The organism is Flavobacterium sp. 38 (assembly GCF_057799715.1).
Genome location: NZ_JBYNWZ010000004.1, coordinates 140,095 through 156,423 on the forward strand (window position 1 = coordinate 140,095; position 16,329 = coordinate 156,423).

Annotated in this window: 17 protein-coding genes; all 17 read left to right on the forward strand. The window is 29.8% G+C overall.

Annotation, left to right across the window (positions count from 1 at the left end):
• Nucleotides 1-4: 4 nt before the first annotated feature.
• The 17 genes from rfbC to neuB all read left to right on the forward strand — a co-directional run bounded on the left by rfbC (nt 5) and on the right by neuB (nt 16,319).
• Nucleotides 5-553: a dTDP-4-dehydrorhamnose 3,5-epimerase gene (gene rfbC / locus AC3E9W_RS11930; RefSeq protein ID WP_488768503.1), complete on the forward strand. Its 549-nt coding sequence runs from the start codon at nt 5-7 to the stop codon at nt 551-553.
• The gene (gene rfbD / locus AC3E9W_RS11935; protein ID WP_488768504.1) at nt 553-1,398 is read left to right on the forward strand and encodes a dTDP-4-dehydrorhamnose reductase; all 846 of its coding nucleotides are present in this window, start codon (nt 553-555) and stop codon (nt 1,396-1,398) included. Before rfbC ends, rfbD begins: the two co-directional genes overlap by 1 nt.
• A gap of 47 nt (nt 1,399-1,445) precedes the next feature.
• Nucleotides 1,446-2,330 carry a glucose-1-phosphate thymidylyltransferase RfbA gene (rfbA, locus tag AC3E9W_RS11940; protein WP_488768505.1) on the forward strand — a complete coding sequence of 295 codons (885 nt, stop codon included), beginning with the start codon at nt 1,446-1,448 and terminating at the stop codon, nt 2,328-2,330.
• Nucleotides 2,331-2,414: 84 nt separating this feature from the next.
• Nucleotides 2,415-4,382 (forward strand): polysaccharide biosynthesis protein, encoded by a 1,968-nt coding sequence (locus AC3E9W_RS11945; protein ID WP_488768506.1) that lies wholly within the window; start codon nt 2,415-2,417, stop codon nt 4,380-4,382.
• 134 nt (nt 4,383-4,516) lie between these two features.
• Entirely contained in the window at nt 4,517-5,380 is an 864-nt protein-coding gene (locus tag AC3E9W_RS11950; RefSeq protein WP_488768507.1) for an ABC transporter permease, read from the forward strand.
• On the forward strand, nt 5,381-6,640 hold the full coding sequence (locus tag AC3E9W_RS11955) for an ABC transporter ATP-binding protein (RefSeq protein ID WP_488768508.1): 1,260 nt from the start codon (nt 5,381-5,383) through the stop codon (nt 6,638-6,640).
• Nucleotides 6,625-7,344: a class I SAM-dependent methyltransferase gene (locus AC3E9W_RS11960; RefSeq protein ID WP_488768509.1), complete on the forward strand. Its 720-nt coding sequence runs from the start codon at nt 6,625-6,627 to the stop codon at nt 7,342-7,344. The genes AC3E9W_RS11955 and AC3E9W_RS11960 overlap by 16 nt, the downstream gene beginning before the upstream one ends.
• Before the next feature lie 13 nt (nt 7,345-7,357).
• Nucleotides 7,358-8,176 (forward strand): FkbM family methyltransferase, encoded by an 819-nt coding sequence (locus tag AC3E9W_RS11965; RefSeq protein WP_488768510.1) that lies wholly within the window; start codon nt 7,358-7,360, stop codon nt 8,174-8,176.
• Nucleotides 8,177-8,189: 13 nt separating this feature from the next.
• On the forward strand, nt 8,190-9,014 hold the full coding sequence (locus AC3E9W_RS11970; protein ID WP_488768511.1) for a glycosyltransferase family 2 protein: 825 nt from the start codon (nt 8,190-8,192) through the stop codon (nt 9,012-9,014).
• A 13-nt stretch (nt 9,015-9,027) separates the two neighbouring features.
• Complete coding sequence (locus tag AC3E9W_RS11975) at nt 9,028-9,864, forward strand: glycosyltransferase (protein ID WP_488768512.1); 837 nt, start codon at nt 9,028-9,030, stop codon at nt 9,862-9,864.
• Between the two features lie 20 nt (nt 9,865-9,884).
• A complete protein-coding gene (locus AC3E9W_RS11980) occupies nt 9,885-10,808 on the forward strand; it encodes a glycosyltransferase family 2 protein (protein WP_488768513.1) in 924 nt (307 codons plus the stop codon).
• Nucleotides 10,805-11,764, forward strand: a complete 960-nt coding sequence (locus tag AC3E9W_RS11985; protein WP_488768514.1) for a glycosyltransferase family 2 protein — start codon at nt 10,805-10,807, stop codon at nt 11,762-11,764. The genes AC3E9W_RS11980 and AC3E9W_RS11985 overlap by 4 nt, the downstream gene beginning before the upstream one ends.
• Nucleotides 11,761-12,612: a glycosyltransferase family 2 protein gene (locus AC3E9W_RS11990; RefSeq protein WP_488768515.1), complete on the forward strand. Its 852-nt coding sequence runs from the start codon at nt 11,761-11,763 to the stop codon at nt 12,610-12,612. Before AC3E9W_RS11985 ends, AC3E9W_RS11990 begins: the two co-directional genes overlap by 4 nt.
• 44 nt (nt 12,613-12,656) lie before the next feature.
• On the forward strand, nt 12,657-13,664 hold the full coding sequence (locus AC3E9W_RS11995) for a glycosyltransferase family A protein (RefSeq protein WP_488768516.1): 1,008 nt from the start codon (nt 12,657-12,659) through the stop codon (nt 13,662-13,664).
• Nucleotides 13,665-13,669: 5 nt separating this feature from the next.
• Nucleotides 13,670-14,587, forward strand: coding sequence for a glycosyltransferase family 2 protein (locus AC3E9W_RS12000; protein ID WP_488768517.1), 918 nt, complete (start codon nt 13,670-13,672; stop codon nt 14,585-14,587).
• Nucleotides 14,588-14,599: 12 nt separating this feature from the next.
• On the forward strand, nt 14,600-15,274 hold the full coding sequence (locus AC3E9W_RS12005) for an acylneuraminate cytidylyltransferase family protein (protein WP_488768518.1): 675 nt from the start codon (nt 14,600-14,602) through the stop codon (nt 15,272-15,274).
• Between the two features lie 4 nt (nt 15,275-15,278).
• On the forward strand, nt 15,279-16,319 hold the full coding sequence (neuB, locus tag AC3E9W_RS12010) for an N-acetylneuraminate synthase (protein ID WP_488768519.1): 1,041 nt from the start codon (nt 15,279-15,281) through the stop codon (nt 16,317-16,319).
• Nucleotides 16,320-16,329 lie beyond the last annotated feature (10 nt).

Below are 16,329 nucleotides of genomic sequence, written 5' to 3' on the forward strand. Positions count from 1 at the left end.
TTATATGAAAATTGAAGAGTTATCCATCAAAGATTTATTGGTAATAAAGCCAACTGTTTTTGAAGACGAGAGGGGCTATTTTTTTGAGTCATATAGCAAGATAAAATTTGATGATCTAGGGATTAATATCAATTTTGTGCAAGACAATCAATCTTTTTCTAAAAAAGGGACTTTAAGAGGGTTACATTACCAAAATCCACCTTTCGCTCAGACAAAATTAATTCGTGTGTTAGAGGGGGAAATTATTGATGTTGCTGTTGATTTAAGAAAAGATTCGAGAACATACGGAAAATCATTCAGTATTTTGTTGTCAGCAGAAAATAAAAAGCAATTGCTGGTTCCTCAGGGATTTGCTCATGGTTTTTCAGTTATCAGTGAAGTGGCTACAGTACTTTATAAATGTGATCAATTTTATAATAAAGCTTCTGAAGGTGGAATTAATTATAATGATCCTTTTTTGAATATTGACTGGGGCATTAGTTTAAATGAAGCAATAGTTTCAGAAAAAGATCAAACCTTACCTTTTATTGATAATTGTAATAGTTTATTTTAATGAAAAAAATTTTAGTAACAGGTTCAACGGGGCAATTGGGATCAGAACTTAGGGTTTTGTCTTCTTCTTATCCGAAATATGAATGGATATTTGCTGATCGTACTCAAGTTACATTTGATAATTTAAAATTGCTTCAATTACAATTAGATATAATTCAACCTGAAATAATACTAAATTGTGGGGCTTATACAGCTGTAGATAAAGCAGAATCTGAAAAAGATTTAGCTTTTAGAATAAATCATTTAGCAGTAGGTATAATAGCAAAATACTCAAACGAAAATAATACTAAATTAATTCATATTTCTACAGATTATGTGTTTGATGGAACTTCAGCGGTTGCTTTAGATGAAAAGGCGGAAACAAATCCAGTAAATATTTATGGTGAAAGCAAGCTAGCAGGAGAAATTACTTGTATGAAAGAAAATCCGGAATCAATTATTATTAGAACTTCATGGGTTTACAGTAAGTTTGGAAATAATTTTGTAAAAACAATGCAGCGATTAATGCAGGAAAAGGACGAAATTAATGTTGTAAATGACCAGATTGGCTCTCCAACTTATGCTGCTGATTTAGCTCAGGCAATGATTGATATTATTGAATCTTCAAAATGGATCCCAGGAATTTATAATTATTCGAATGAAGGTGAAATTAGCTGGTATGAATTTGCATTAAGCATTAAAGAACTTGGAAATTATAATTGCAAAGTAAAGGGAATTTCTTCGTCTAATTATCCAACTCCAGCAAAACGTCCCAGTTTTTCATTATTGAACAAGAAAAAAATAAGTGCAGTCTATAAATTAGATATCCCGAATTATAAGAAAAGCTTAAAAAAAATGTTTATTTAAAGATTTAAGATCGGGTTTTTTGAAATTAGAAGTCTAAAATTATTATTATGAAAGGAATTATATTAGCAGGAGGTTCTGGTACAAGATTGCATCCGCTGACCTTAGCAGTAAGTAAGCAATTAATGCCAGTTTACGATAAACCGATGATTTACTATCCATTATCAACTTTGATGATGGCTGGAATCAACGAGATTTTAATTATATCTACTCCGCATGATTTACCTCACTTTAAGAAGCTTTTGGGAGATGGTAGTACAATTGGATGCAAGTTTAGTTATGCAGAGCAGCCAAATCCAAATGGATTAGCTCAAGCATTTGTAATAGGTGAGGAATTTATAGGTAAAGATAAGGTAGCTTTAGTGCTTGGAGATAATATTTTCTTTGGAACAAATATGCCACAACTTTTGAAAGATAACTCTGACCCTGATGGTGGTGTTGTTTTTGCTTATCATGTTTCAGATCCTGAGAGATATGGTGTAGTTGAGTTTGATGAAAATAAAAATGCAATTTCTATAGAAGAAAAACCTTTAGAGCCAAAATCAAATTATGCGGTTCCTGGTTTATATTTTTACGATAATTCTGTAGTTGAAATAGCTAAGAACATTAAGCCCAGTGCACGTGGAGAATATGAAATTACGGATGTTAATAAAGTTTATCTTGAAAAAGGAAAATTAAAAGTAGGCATTTTAAGTAGGGGGACAGCTTGGTTGGACACAGGAACTTTTAATAGTTTAATGCAGGCAGGGCAATTTGTGCAGGTTTTAGAAGAAAGACAGGGGTTAAAAGTAGGTTGTATTGAAGAAATTGCCTGGCGACAAGGCTTTATCGATGATGCTAGACTTGAAATATTAGCTCAGCCATTACTTAAATCAGGTTATGGAACTTATCTCTTGGAATTTTTAAAGCAAAAGAAAAAAGGTGTTAAAATTTAATTTGCGATACTAACTAATTATTTAAAATCTTTAATTTGTACTTTTGTATAAAGTTCAAATTTTACTGACTTAAAAAATGCTAAATTGAATACAGAAAAACCAAATAATATAAGCTCTTTATTATATAAAACTTTTTCCCCAAGAAACCTTCGGGCAAATATTAATAATTTGAGTTATCTCCCAAGATGGATTATCATTGCTATTGATGTAATGGTTCTGTTTTTTTCTTTTTCTTTTACTTATTTGCTTTTTGACGGAACGGCTATCGGGTATATCATAACATCCCATGATTTTTATTTTGTAGCGAGCTTAATAACAGTCAATATATTTTTCTTTTGGCTTTTTAGGACATATTCAGGAATCATTAGGCACTCATCATATATTGATGCTATAAAACTGCTTTTCTCCCAAATGTCGGTTTTGGTTTTTTTTCTGTTCATAAATTTAATATTTGAACTGTATACAGGACATAAAGCTTTTTTAAATACAGCTCTTTTTATCAATTTAGTTTTATCATTTTGCGGTTTATTCTTGTATCGCGTTATTGTAAAGCAAACATTTGAAATGTATTTTTCAGAAAAGGCGACTACTAAGCTTGTAAGAACCGTTATTTATGGTACGGATGCAAATGCAATTTCAGTAGCAAATGCTTTAAAGTTTGAGACTCCTTCTAGATTTAAAATTGTAGGTTTTGTTGATAAAAACAATCAGAATGCATCTAAGCGTATGCTAGATCTTCCTATTTTAATTTTGAGAAAAAAACTTCCGGCATTAATGAGGTCTGTTGCAGCTGAGGGAGTAATTATTGCTGACAAAAGTTTAAGTAAAGATGAACAGCTTATTATTGTTGATCAATGCTTAGAATTTAATTATAGAGTATATACTGTTCCATTGATTTCTGACTGGGAAAATCAAAAGGAAATTTCTCAAAAAGTAAAAAATATTCAGATTGAGGATTTACTAGAAAGAAAGCCAATAGTGCTAGATAGTAAATCAATATCCAAACAGCTAAAAGATAAAACAATCCTTATTAGTGGAGCCGCTGGGTCAATTGGAAGCGAAATAGTAAGACAGGTTTTAAATTTTGGTCCAAAAAGAGTCATTGTTGTGGATCATGCTGAAACGCCTTTGCATAATTTATGTCTAGAGACGCAAGGAATGAATGTCGATACTAAAATTGTAGCTGTAATTGCAGATGTAAGAAGCAAAAAAGCGCTGGAAAAGGTTTTTAAAAATTACAATCCACACGTTGTTTTTCATGCAGCAGCTTATAAACATGTGCCTTTGATGGAAGAAAATCCCTCTCAGGCAATTCAAACCAATATTAAAGGAACTAAAAACCTTGCAGATTTAGCTTGCAAATATCATGTAAAGAAATTTGTTATGGTTTCTACAGATAAGGCTGTGAATCCGAGTAATGTAATGGGAGCTAGTAAGCGTATTGCAGAAAAATATGTGCAGTCTTTGTTCTTAAAAAATCAAAGAGAAAATGTAGAAGGAGGCACGAAGTTTATTACGACCCGTTTCGGAAATGTTTTAGGTTCGAATGGATCTGTTGTTCCTCTATTTACTAAACAAATTGCTGAAGGCGGACCAGTAACAATTACACATCAGGATATTATTCGCTATTTTATGACGATTCCAGAAGCTTGTCAGTTGGTATTAGAAGCAGGAGCGATGGGTAATGGTGGTGAAATCTATATTTTTGATATGGGTAAACCAGTTAGAATTATTGATTTAGCACGAAAAATGATTAAGCTTGCTGGTTTTATACCAGATAAAGAAATAAAAATAAAAATTGTTGGTTTAAGACCTGGAGAAAAACTTTATGAAGAATTATTAAATGATACTTCTAAAACTCTTCCAACTTATCATAATAAAATTATGATTGCACAAGAAATTCAAGATGAGTATGAAAATCTTCATAATGAAGTTGATGAATTAATTGGGATAGCCGATTTTTATGAAAATGATGATATCGTAGCTAAAATGAAAAAAATCGTTCCAGAATTTAAGAGTATGAATTCTACTTTTGAAGTTTTAGACAAATAAAATTAAAAAAATATAAAATCAAATATAATCAAGAGGTGTTTTTTCAAAACGCCTTTTGACATTTTTAACCCAAATCTAAAATGTTAAAAATCTTGTTAATTTTTTTACGACAAGATTTTTAAGTGCTTTTTTAAATGGATTCTAAAAATACAAATGATTGGTTGTTTGAGATAACACCCAAGAATAAATTTTTCTCGCTTAATCTTAAAGAAATTTGGCAGTATAGAGATTTATTAATGCTTTTTGTTAAGAGAGATATCATTACAGTTTATAAGCAAACTGTTTTAGGGCCTCTATGGTATTTAATACAGCCCTTATTTACTTCTATCACCTTTACAATTATTTTTAATAACGTTGCGGGGATCAAGACAGGATCTATTCCGCCATTCTTATTTAATCTGGCAGGGATAATGGTTTGGAATTATTTTACTGCTTGTTTAAATGGGACATCAGATACTTTTAAATCGAATGCAAGTATATTCGGAAAAGTGTATTTTCCGAGAATCATCACTCCATTATCTATTGTTATTTCTAATCTGATCAAATTTGGTATTCAGTTCGGAATATTTATTTTCTTTTATCTTTTCTATTATTTTCAAGGGGCAGATTTAAGTCTCAATGGATCAATACTTTTTTTTCCAATTTTAATTTCATTTATGGGTATTTTGGGATTGGGTTTAGGTATGATGATTTCTTCAATGGTAACAAAATATAGAGATTTAAATAATTTAGTTGGTTTTGGTGTACAACTATTAATGTATATATCTGCTGTAATGTATCCGATGGAATTAATAAAAGAAAAACTTCCAAAATTTGGCTGGATTGTAGAATACAATCCATTAGCTTATGTGATTGAGACTTCTCGCTATATGCTTTTAAATATTGGAAGTATATCAATTTTAGGACTGGTATATACAATGGCAGTTACAATTGTAGTTTTCTTTATCGGCCTATTAGTTTTTAATAGAACAGAAAAAAGCTTTATAGATACTGTATAAATGAAAGATATCATATTAAAAGCCGAAAATATTTCTAAGCAGTACCGCTTAGGTCAAGTTGGAACTGGAACTTTGAGTCATGATTTAAACCGATGGTGGCATAAAATTCGAGGAAAAGAAAATCCATATTTAAAAATTGGAGACACCAATGATCGTTCTAAAAAAGCGACTTCAGATTATGTATGGGCTTTGCAAGATATTAATTTTGAGGTTGAAAGAGGAGAAGTGTTAGGAATCATTGGAAAGAATGGAGCAGGAAAATCCACACTTTTAAAAATACTTTCAAAAGTAACAGCTCCGACAACGGGTAGCATAAAATCCAGAGGGCGTATCGCTTCATTATTAGAAGTTGGTACGGGGTTTAATGGTGAAATGACAGGCAGAGAGAATATATTTCTAAATGGAGCTATTTTAGGAATGACTAAAAAAGAAATTACCTCAAAACTTGATGAAATTATAGAGTTCTCAGGTTGCGAGCGTTATATCGATACTCCTGTAAAAAGATATAGCTCTGGAATGACAGTGCGTTTAGCATTTGCAGTTGCAGCTTTTTTAGAACCTGAAATTTTAGTAGTCGATGAGGTTTTAGCTGTAGGAGATGCTGAGTTTCAAAAAAAGGCAATCGGGAAAATGCAGGATATTTCTAAGGGCGAGGGCAGGACAGTTTTATTTGTTAGTCATGATTTAAGCGCTATCAGTACATTAGCATCAAGAACGGTGGTCTTAGATAAAGGAAAAATATTCGCTATTGAAGAAACGAATAAAGCTATTTCTTTATATACCTCAATTGAAAAAAATCAAGAAATTTTTTTACAGGAACCTCTAGTTAATATCCCATCAGTTACTAAAGTAGAAGTTATTACATCTGAAGGTGGAACTTTGCAAGGTAACAGAAGGAAGTTTAGAGTTAATTTTGAAGTTAATATGCCTCATGAAGACATGCCTAATATGGCACTTTCTTTTCAGATATTAAATAATTTTCAAGTTCCAGTATTGTTTGAATATAGATTTGATTTGGAAAATGAAATTTGCAGAAAGAAAGGTAAAAATTACATTTCCTTCGTATATGATGAATTACTGCTTTACAAAGGCAATTATAGTATCAAGGTGCATTTAGCAGAAAGCCAAACGAAACAGAAGTTTCAAGAATTTGATTGCTGTTTTTTTGAAATTGAAATGATTGGTTTCAAAGAACCAGAATGGGGATGGCAAAAAAATGTTTGTCAATTTATACAAAAAGGGAAATGGATACAAGCTTAAGGAGGGTCAATGTTGGAAGATTAAGTTCTATTGATATTGATAGAGATAATCAATACTATCTACATTATAAATCATATCATCGGGATTTATTTGATGCGATTAATAAGTATGCAAAGGGTAATCTTCTAGATATTGGATGTGGAAACAAGCCATATGAGCAAAAAATTTTAGCAGTGGTAAATAAATATGTCGGCTGTGATATTGTTCAATCCAGTTTAAACAAAGTTGACATTATATCTTCGGCGGATGCTATACCATTAGAAGGGGCTTCATTTGACACTGTTATTTCTACACAAACGATTGAACATGTTGGAAATCACCAAGGTTTAGTTGACGAAGCTTTTAGAATTCTAAAACCTGGCGGATATTTTATTTTATCTGGACCGTTTAATTGGCAACTGCATGAAGAGCCATACGATTTCTTTAGGTTTTCAAAACATGGTTTCAAATTAATCTTGGAAAATTCGGGTTTTAAGGTTATAGATTTAAAAGAAAATGGCGGCATGTGGTCGGTTGTTGGGCAATATATTCTTATGGGTATTACCAATGATCATCCTGAAAGAAAAAAGGGGGTTAGATTTTTCTTTAAAATTTTAAAATTTTGTAAAGGAATAAATTTAATAAATAGATTTTTTAGCTATTTAGACCAAGTTGATTATAATACAGTGAATACAATCAATTACGTTATTGTTGCGCAAAAGTAAAAGTATAATGTTTATGAAATTAAAAAAACTACGAAAAATTTACCGTATTTTATTCCCTTTAAAATTTTCAGAGGAAGAAAACTTTATTAATAAGTTGAAATCAAACAATTTAATAAAGGATTTTAAAAGAATAAATTCTTTATTCTTGCTAAACTTATGTAATGATAAACAAATTTATCTTAGAGATTTTAATCATAGTGATTACGCTGTTTTTAATCAAATGTTTGTTTTAGAAGAATATAAAACAGTTTCTTCAATGTTAAAACTTAATGTACAACTCAATTCAAAAGAAAGTGTTTTGATTGATGCAGGAGCAAATATCGGATTAGCAACGATTTATTTAAATCAACTAATATCTTTTAATCAAATATTTTGTATTGAACCGTCTAAAGATAATTTTGAAATTTTGAAAAAAAACACAATATCTTTAAATTCAGATAGCAGATTATTCTTAATGGATAAAGCTCTGTCTGGCTCTGAAAATGTTTGTTTTACTCTTGAAAACGAATTTAGAGATGGAAAAGATTGGTCGATTACTACAAAGAAAAGCGATTCTGGCGAGATACAAGGAATTACACTCAATGAAATAATAAAGGAAAATGACTTAAAAGAAATAACCTTATTAAAAATAGATATTGAAGGTGCTGAAAGATTTATCTTCGACAGTGCTTCGGATTTATCATTTTTAAATATCACAAAAGTGATTGTTATCGAAGTTCATGATGAATTTAATATAAGAGAGAATATTTATAGCATATTACGCGAGAAGCAATTTCTATTAATAGAATCTGGTGAAACAACAATTGGTATAAATAAAAAATACCTCAATTAAATAAAAAATCTAAATGTCACCAAAATTAAGCGTAATTATTCCCTGTTATAATTCAGAAGCTACTCTAGAATTAACCTTAAATTCTATATTAAATCAGAATTTTGAAGACTGGGAAGCTATAATTGTTAACGATGGTTCAAACGATAATACAGAGGGAATCGCTCAGAAATGGGCTTTGAAAGACCAGCGCTTTAAATATTTTGCAAAAAAAAATGAAGGCTTAGGTAAGACAAGAAATTTTGGAATTGCAGAAGCACAAGGAATTTATATACTCCCTCTTGATTCTGATAATCTTGTTGACGAAAATTTTAGCAGAAAGGCAATTTCTACTTTTGAAAAAGATTCTAATATTGGCATTGTACATGGATATGCAGAATATTTTGGAGAAAAAAAAGGACTATGGAAAATTGAAGATTTCAATTTACAAAAAATTCTTGTTAACAATTATATTGATGCTTGTGCGATTTTTAAAAAAGAGTTGTGGCAGAAGGTCGGGGGGTATGACGAGAATATGCCATACCAAGGTCATGAAGATTGGGAATTTTGGATTTCTTTAAGCAGTCAAAAAGCTGTATTTTTTAATCTGCATGAGATTACTTTTAAATATTTTGTTTCTAATACATCAATGATTCATTCATTTACAAATAATATGGTTTTTTCAAATCAAGATTATGTAGTGAAAAAACATAGTAAATTGTTTCATGAGGAATATGCAAAAGCTTTTCGTCAAAGAGAAAAAGAAAAAGTAGAAGAAAAGAAGAAATTGACGAGCAAGAAGTTTGTAGTAGATTTGTTTTGTAACACCTTCTTTGGATTTACAGTTTTTAAAAAAAAATAATGAGACTTATTTCATGATTTCTATTATTATTTGTTCGAGAACAAAATCAATATCAGATAATTTATTCAATAATATAAATCAGACTATAGGTGTAGAGCATGAATTGATTGTAGTTGATAATTCTGATAATAAATATTCTATTTTCGAAGCGTATAATATAGGAATAGATAAAAGTAAAGAAAATATAATTTGTTTTTTGCATGATGACATTCATTTTGTTACTGAAAATTGGGGAAAAACTTTATTAGAAATTTTTAATGAAAACGCTACTGTAGGATTAGTAGGCGTTGCTGGAGCCAAGAGTAAAACAAAAATGCCATCTGCTTGGTGGAGTTGCCCAGAAAAAGATAGGTGCGTCAATATTCGTCAATATTTTCAAAATGAGGAAAAATATTGGTGTGTAGGATTTAAAAATGGTAATTTACAAGATGTTGTTGCCATAGACGGAGTCTTTATGGCAGCTAAAAAAGATTTTTCAATTTCATTTAATACCAAGCTAAAAGGTTTTCATAATTATGATTTAAATTTTTCATTTGAGTACTTGAAAAAAGGTTATAGAGTAGTTGTGACAAAGAATATTTTATTAGAGCATTATTCAATAGGTACTATTAATAAGGATTGGTGTAAATCAGCAGTTAACTTTTATAATTTCTACAAGGATATGCTCCCAATATCGGTGCCAGAAAGTAATAATGTAGAGTATTACGAACTTAAAAACGGTATGTTTTTTTTAGATAAATTGCTTGAATTTGGATTAAAAAAACAAGCCATTTATTTTTGGTTTAAATTGATTTGGCTAAAACCGATCAGTAGGTCTCATTTTCAGTTTTTTTTGAAACTTTTAAAATAAAATGGATCTCAATATCTATCATGAATACATACGATAATTTTTTACCTTATATTTCTATTATAATACCAACTTATAATAGAGAAGCATTAATAAAAGAAACATTGCATTCAATCGAAATGCAAACGTATTCGAATTGGGAATGTATAATTGTAGATGATGGTTCTTCAGATCAGACAACTGATGTTGTTAAAGAATTTGTAGAAAAAGATTCTCGATTTAAATTATATTGTTTAGAACACAAAGGTGTCAGTTTTGCCCGTAATCATGCTTTAAGTAAAATCTCTGGAGAGTTTATTCAATTTTTAGATTCGGATGATTTATTGAATGAAGACAAACTTAAAGAATCATTGAAAATATTAGCGGATAAAGAAAAAAATAATAAAATCGTTATTTCCAATTTTTTGATGTTTCGAGGAGATTTGAAAAATGTAGAACTTCCATTTTGTAAACTTTCTGCAGAAGAATTTACTTTTAAAAAAGTTTTATACGATTGGGATTTTGAGTTTAATATACCGATTCATTGTGGATTTTTCCATAAAAGCATTTTTAAAGATTTTACATTTTCAAAAGAATTAGGAGCAAAAGAAGATTGGATTATGTGGTTGAGAATTTTTAAAAATAATCCAGAAACTATTTTTTTAGACCGCCCTTTGGCATATTATAGGTACCATGAAAAAAATATGACAAAAGATTTTGTTCACATGAAAAGTAATTTCTTTAATTCATTGCCTATTTTAAAAACAGTAATTTCAGAAGATGATTATCAAAATTTTTTAATCTTTTTAATTGAAAAGTATTATCAGCAATCAAGAGAAAAAGGACTGGAAGTTAAGAAATATAAAAACTCTGGGGCATTTAAATTAGGAAATAAAATTAGAAATATTCTAGTCAATTTACATCTGCTTTCATTTGCAAATTGGATGCTTAAAAAAATTAAAAAGTGATTGCTATAGTAATTCCGTATTATAAACTTGAGTTTTTTGAAAAGACTTTAGAATCTTTAAGAAAACAGACAGATAAGAGATTTAAAGTTTACATAGGGAATGATTTAAGTCCAGAAAATCCGCTCTTACTATTAGAAAAATATAAAAATGACTTTGACTTTAAATACCATCTTTTCACACAGAATTTAGGAGGGATTTCACTAGTGAAACAATGGGAGAGATGTTTAAATCTAGTAGAAGATGAACAATGGATCATGATACTTGGAGACGATGATGTTCTGGATGAAAATGTAGTCGAGTCTTTTTATGAAAATTTTGAAGAGATAAATAAAAAGCAAATTAATGTTGTTCGTTTTGCAACTACAATTATAGATGAGAGTCAAATAATATCTAGAAAACATGAACACCCAGTTTTAGAAACTGGACAGGATTTTTTGGTTAGAAAATTTTCAAAAAAAACAAGAAGTTCGTTAAGTGAATATATTTTTAAAAGAAATAGTATAGAAAACACAAAATTTAAAGAACTACCTTTAGCTTGGCACTCAGATGATTTGGCAGTTTTAGAATTCTCAATTCCAAATTTTATTTATTCAATTAATGAAGCTCAGTTATTTATTCGAGTTTCAAGTTTAAGTATATCTGGCGACTCTGCTTCAAATAACCAAAAAAACTGGGCAACTTTTAAATTTTGCGAAATTTTGTTTAAAGAACATAATTTACTATTTACAAAATTTCAAAAGAAAGTAATTTTAAAAAAGTTGGAGACTGCCTTTTTTAATATTCCATCTTTTAATACATATCAAGAAATAACAAAACATTATTTTAATCAAATTGGTTTTTGGTCTACGATAGATTTTCAGTTGCGTTTAATAAAATATCATATAATTTTAACCTTGCAAAAGCTCCATATTTTTAATGCTGTTTATATTGTATATGCCAAATTACTGAATAAATGAAGAATTTTTTTTTAGTCATTCCAACAAGAGACAGATTAGAATATTTGTCTAATTTACTTCTGGATTTAAATTCATTTGAAAAATATATTTCGCAAGTTATCATTGTTGACCAAAGTCAACAAGATATAGAAGCAGATATAAATAAACTACAGTTGAATTATCGCTTTACTTTTGTAAAAAATGAAAGAGAAAATTCAGTAAATCATTCTCGAAATCAAGCTTTACAATTTTATGAAAATGAAGAATGGTTATTTTTTCTCGATGACGATTTAAGAATTCCAAGTGTAGCATTTAAGCAGATAATTGAAGTGCTAGAACCGAATATCATTGATGTTCTAATACCAGGAATTCAATTTGAAGGTATGGAAACAACAGAATTTAAGTATCATACTATTTTGGATACTATCGCTAAACCAGCTAATTTTTCAAAGCCTCGTTTTAGGCTTCAGGTTTGTTCAGGACTAAATATTGTAAAAAGAGACGTTTTTAAGGAGGCAGGTTTTTTATTTGATGAACATTTCACAATTTGGGGAGATGACTGGGATTATGGAATGCGCTTGCTACAAGCGGGTGCAAATATATACTTTGAACCTAAAATTTTAGTCGAGCATCTATGGGTTTCAGTAGGAGGACAAAGAGATAAATGGAAGACCACAAATATGGAATTAGAAAAGCAGCGATTATATTTTTATTTTCTAAAAAAACATTTTTCAAATACTGTAGTTAAGCAACAATTTTATCTAAAGTTTTTTCTGGCTATTAAACTTCTTTTTTTACAAGGAAGATTATTAAATATATGGGTCTTAATCAAAGCTTATAGAATGGCATTAAAAATGCCAATCTTGTAGGCAGTTACATTTGGAAATAAATTAAATTTTTATAATAATATACAATGAGAATAGGAGTAAATCCGCAAAAGAGTGATAAAAAAATTATACTAAAGGCTAATCATAGAGTTGTTGTTGTTGTATACATTCCAGATTCGAAAGGTTTTTATAGTAACTCGGCCGAAGTTTTTAAATTATGCATAGATTCTCTTGTGGCAACTATAGATGAAAATTGTCTTATAACAGTTGTAAATAATGGATCTTGTAAAGAAGTTTCGAACTTTTTACAGTCCTATTTAGAAGAAAGAAAAATAGATACTCTAATCCATCATAATGAAAACATTGGAAAAATTGATGCTATGATTGGAGCTGCAAGGGGTAGTCGAGAAAAATATATTACACTTACAGATTCTGATATACTTTTTGTTCAAAATTGGCAACAAAATGTTGAGGCAGTTTTCCAAAATTTCAAAAATGTAGGGTCTGTTTCTCCTATTCCTGTTAGACATGCTCTGTTTTATGGGACAAGTTCGGTCTTAAAGAAAATTATCCTCCAAAGAGTAAAATTTAAGCGTATTTCAATTCCTGAAAACTATATAGATTATAATCGTTATTTAGAGAGTATAAATTGGGATCTGGAATCTAATGAAAACAATAAATGGCCAGTAATTGAAAAAAATGGGATGAATGCTGTAATTGGAAGCGGACATCAGATACTAACAATTACTCGAGATATTTTGTTTACAAAAGCACCTTCAAACCCAAGTTTAACATTAGTAGGCAATGAGTCTGAATTTAATTATGTTGATCAGCCTATTGACAAGTTGGGCAAGTTAAGATTATCTACATTTAATAATTTTGCGTTTCACATGGGTAATAATGTCGAAACATGGATGGTTGATATTCAAAAGAATAATCTCAAAGAAGTAAAACGCGATTTTGAAGCTGATAAAGATTTTACACAAGATGTTGATTTATTTGATTCACCAATTAAAAACAAACTTTATAATTTACGAAAGAAAATCATAAAACAAATATTTTCTCTTTTTTATAATAGTAATTTAGATTCTTAGAATTTATGAATTTAAAAAAGACAAAATTCTCTATATTAATTACAACGAAAAATAGATGTAATGACTTGATTTTTACATTAACTAAGATAAAAAAAATTATAGAAAGAGAAGATGTAACTTGTTTAATTTGCGATGATGGTTCTATCGATGATACAGCTTCATTTCTTAAATCTAAATATCCCGAAATTCAAGTTATTCAAAATAAGGAGAGCAAAGGACTTATATACAGTAGGAATAGACTTCTTTCGTTGGTTAATTGTGAATATGCTATTTCAATAGATGATGATGCTCATTTCATTAGTGAAGATCCGCTGAAATATATTGAAGAAACATTTAAGAGTAATTCTAAAATAGGATTATTAGGATTTAGAATTTTTTGGGGTTTAAATGAGCCAAAAAACATTGGTAATTTTGAAGTCTCACATCAAATGAAAAGTTTTGTTGGTTGTGGACACGTTTGGCGTATGTCTGCATGGAAAGACATTCCAAATTATCCGGAATGGCTTATGTTTTATGGAGAAGAAGATTTTGCATCGTATCAATTATTTAAAAAAAAATGGGAAATACATTATCTTCCAGAAGTTTTACTAAATCATAGAGTTGATATTAAACGGCGAAAAAGAGATGCAGATTATTCAATTAGATTGCAAAGATCACTAAGAGCTGGTTGGTCTTTGTATTTTTTATTTATACCATTAAATTTAATTCCAAGGAAAATGGCTTATTCAATCTGGATGCAATTTAAATTGAAAGTTTTTAAGGGAGATTTGAGTGCATTAAAAGCTTTAATTCTAGCTGGATTTGATTTAATTATTTTTATCCCAAAAATTATAAAAAATAAAAATAGACTTTCAGAGTGTGAATTTTCAGAGTATCAAAAACTAGACAACACAAAGATTTACTGGTTGCCAAAAGAAACATAAAAATTAATTTTTATGAAAAACATTGCTATTATTCCCGCTAGAGGAGGTTCGAAAAGATTGCCTGAAAAAAATGTAAAGTTAATTGATGAAATTCCATTATTGGCATTTAGTATTTTATATGCACAAGCAAACAGTGAAATTATAGACGAAATTTATGTTTCTACTGATGATGAGAATATTAAAAATGTGGCTTTAAAGTACGGAGCCAAAGTTATAAATAGACCCACGGATATTTCTGGCGATAATGAACCAACTATTTCTTCATTAAGGCATGTTTTGGAGCATATTGATTCAAATGTTGAAAATGTAATTTTATTACAACCAACAAATCCTTTGCGACCTGAAAATTTATTGAAAGAAGCTTTTGAAGTTTATAAAAAAGAAAAGTATAGCAGTTTATTTACAGTCTCAAGAAATCATCAAAAATTTGGAAAAATTATTGACGAAAGATATGTTCCATACAATTACAAAATTGGAGAAAGAAGTCAAGATTTATCTCCTCTTTATTTTGAAAACGGATTACTTTATATTACAAAAGCCAGCTTAGTTCACGAAAATATAATTATTTCAGAAGATGCATTCCCTTTAATAATAGATCATATTTTTGCTAACGCGGATATTGATACACAAGAAGATTTTGATTATACAACATATTTATATCTAAAATATATAAAACCTTATAGATAATTACATGAAACCATTTATAGAAATAGCAGGAAGAAAAATAGGTCAAGATTTTCCGCCATTAGTAATAGCAGAGATAGGAATCAACCATGAAGGTTCTCTGCAAGTTGCAAAAGAAATGGTGGATGCTGCCCAGCGAGCTGGAGTTGAGGTTGTAAAACATCAAACCCATATTGTTGAAGATGAAATGAGCGGAGCTGCAAAAAAAGTAATTCCAGGTAATGCTGATGTTTCTATTTATGAAATAATGGAACGATGTTCTTTAAACGAAGCAGACGAATTAGAGCTGAAAAATTATGTAGTAAGCAAAGGAATGATATTTATTTCGACACCTTTTTCTCGTGCAGCAGCTGATCGTTTGCAGAGATTCGACATTCCGGCATATAAAATTGGTTCAGGAGAATGCAATAATTATCCTTTATTAGAACACATTGCTTCATTTGGAAAACCTGTTATTTTAAGTACTGGAATGAATACTATTGAAAGCGTTCAAAAAGCTGTCGCTATTTTCGATAAACATAACGTTCCAGTAGCGCTTTTACACACAACAAACCTTTATCCGACTCCAATTCATTTAGTTCGTTTTGGAGCAATGATGGAATTACACGAAGCATTTCCTGATAAAATTTACGGGCTAAGTGATCATACTTTGAATAATAATGCTTGTTTAGGAGCCGTTGCTTTAGGAGCGAGCATTTTAGAGAGACACTTTACAGATCATATGCAGCGTACAGGACCAGATATTGTGTGCAGTATGGATGAAAATGCATGTCAAGAATTAATTGTCTCTGCTGCAGAGATTGCTCTAATGAGAGGAGGAACAAAGAAACCAGCAAATGAAGAACAAGTAACAATTGATTTTGCTTTTGCAACAGTATGTGCTATAGCTCCAATTAAAAAGGGAGAAAAATTATCTAAAGAAAACATTTGGGTTAAACGCCCAGGGACAGGAAGAATATTAGCAGAACACTTCAATGATTTACTTGGAAAATCAGCCACAAGAGATATTGATCACGATGAGCAATTAGATTTTTCTGATTTTGAATAAATTTAATTAA

Coding starts and splice junctions, on each gene's coding strand:
- rfbA (WP_488768505.1), top strand. CDS start 1,446: ATGAAAGGAATTATATTAGCAGGAGGTTCTGGTACAAGATTGCATCCG.
- AC3E9W_RS11955 (WP_488768508.1), top strand. CDS start 5,381: ATGAAAGATATCATATTAAAAGCCGAAAATATTTCTAAGCAGTACCGC.
- AC3E9W_RS11995 (WP_488768516.1), top strand. CDS start 12,657: ATGAGAATAGGAGTAAATCCGCAAAAGAGTGATAAAAAAATTATACTA.
- neuB (WP_488768519.1), top strand. CDS start 15,279: ATGAAACCATTTATAGAAATAGCAGGAAGAAAAATAGGTCAAGATTTT.
- AC3E9W_RS11950 (WP_488768507.1), top strand. CDS start 4,517: ATGGATTCTAAAAATACAAATGATTGGTTGTTTGAGATAACACCCAAG.
- rfbC (WP_488768503.1), top strand. CDS start 5: ATGAAAATTGAAGAGTTATCCATCAAAGATTTATTGGTAATAAAGCCA.
- AC3E9W_RS11965 (WP_488768510.1), top strand. CDS start 7,358: ATGAAATTAAAAAAACTACGAAAAATTTACCGTATTTTATTCCCTTTA.
- AC3E9W_RS11975 (WP_488768512.1), top strand. CDS start 9,028: ATGATTTCTATTATTATTTGTTCGAGAACAAAATCAATATCAGATAAT.
- rfbD (WP_488768504.1), top strand. CDS start 553: ATGAAAAAAATTTTAGTAACAGGTTCAACGGGGCAATTGGGATCAGAA.
- AC3E9W_RS12005 (WP_488768518.1), top strand. CDS start 14,600: ATGAAAAACATTGCTATTATTCCCGCTAGAGGAGGTTCGAAAAGATTG.
- AC3E9W_RS11960 (WP_488768509.1), top strand. CDS start 6,625: ATGGATACAAGCTTAAGGAGGGTCAATGTTGGAAGATTAAGTTCTATT.
- AC3E9W_RS12000 (WP_488768517.1), top strand. CDS start 13,670: ATGAATTTAAAAAAGACAAAATTCTCTATATTAATTACAACGAAAAAT.
- AC3E9W_RS11970 (WP_488768511.1), top strand. CDS start 8,190: ATGTCACCAAAATTAAGCGTAATTATTCCCTGTTATAATTCAGAAGCT.
- AC3E9W_RS11980 (WP_488768513.1), top strand. CDS start 9,885: ATGAATACATACGATAATTTTTTACCTTATATTTCTATTATAATACCA.
- AC3E9W_RS11990 (WP_488768515.1), top strand. CDS start 11,761: ATGAAGAATTTTTTTTTAGTCATTCCAACAAGAGACAGATTAGAATAT.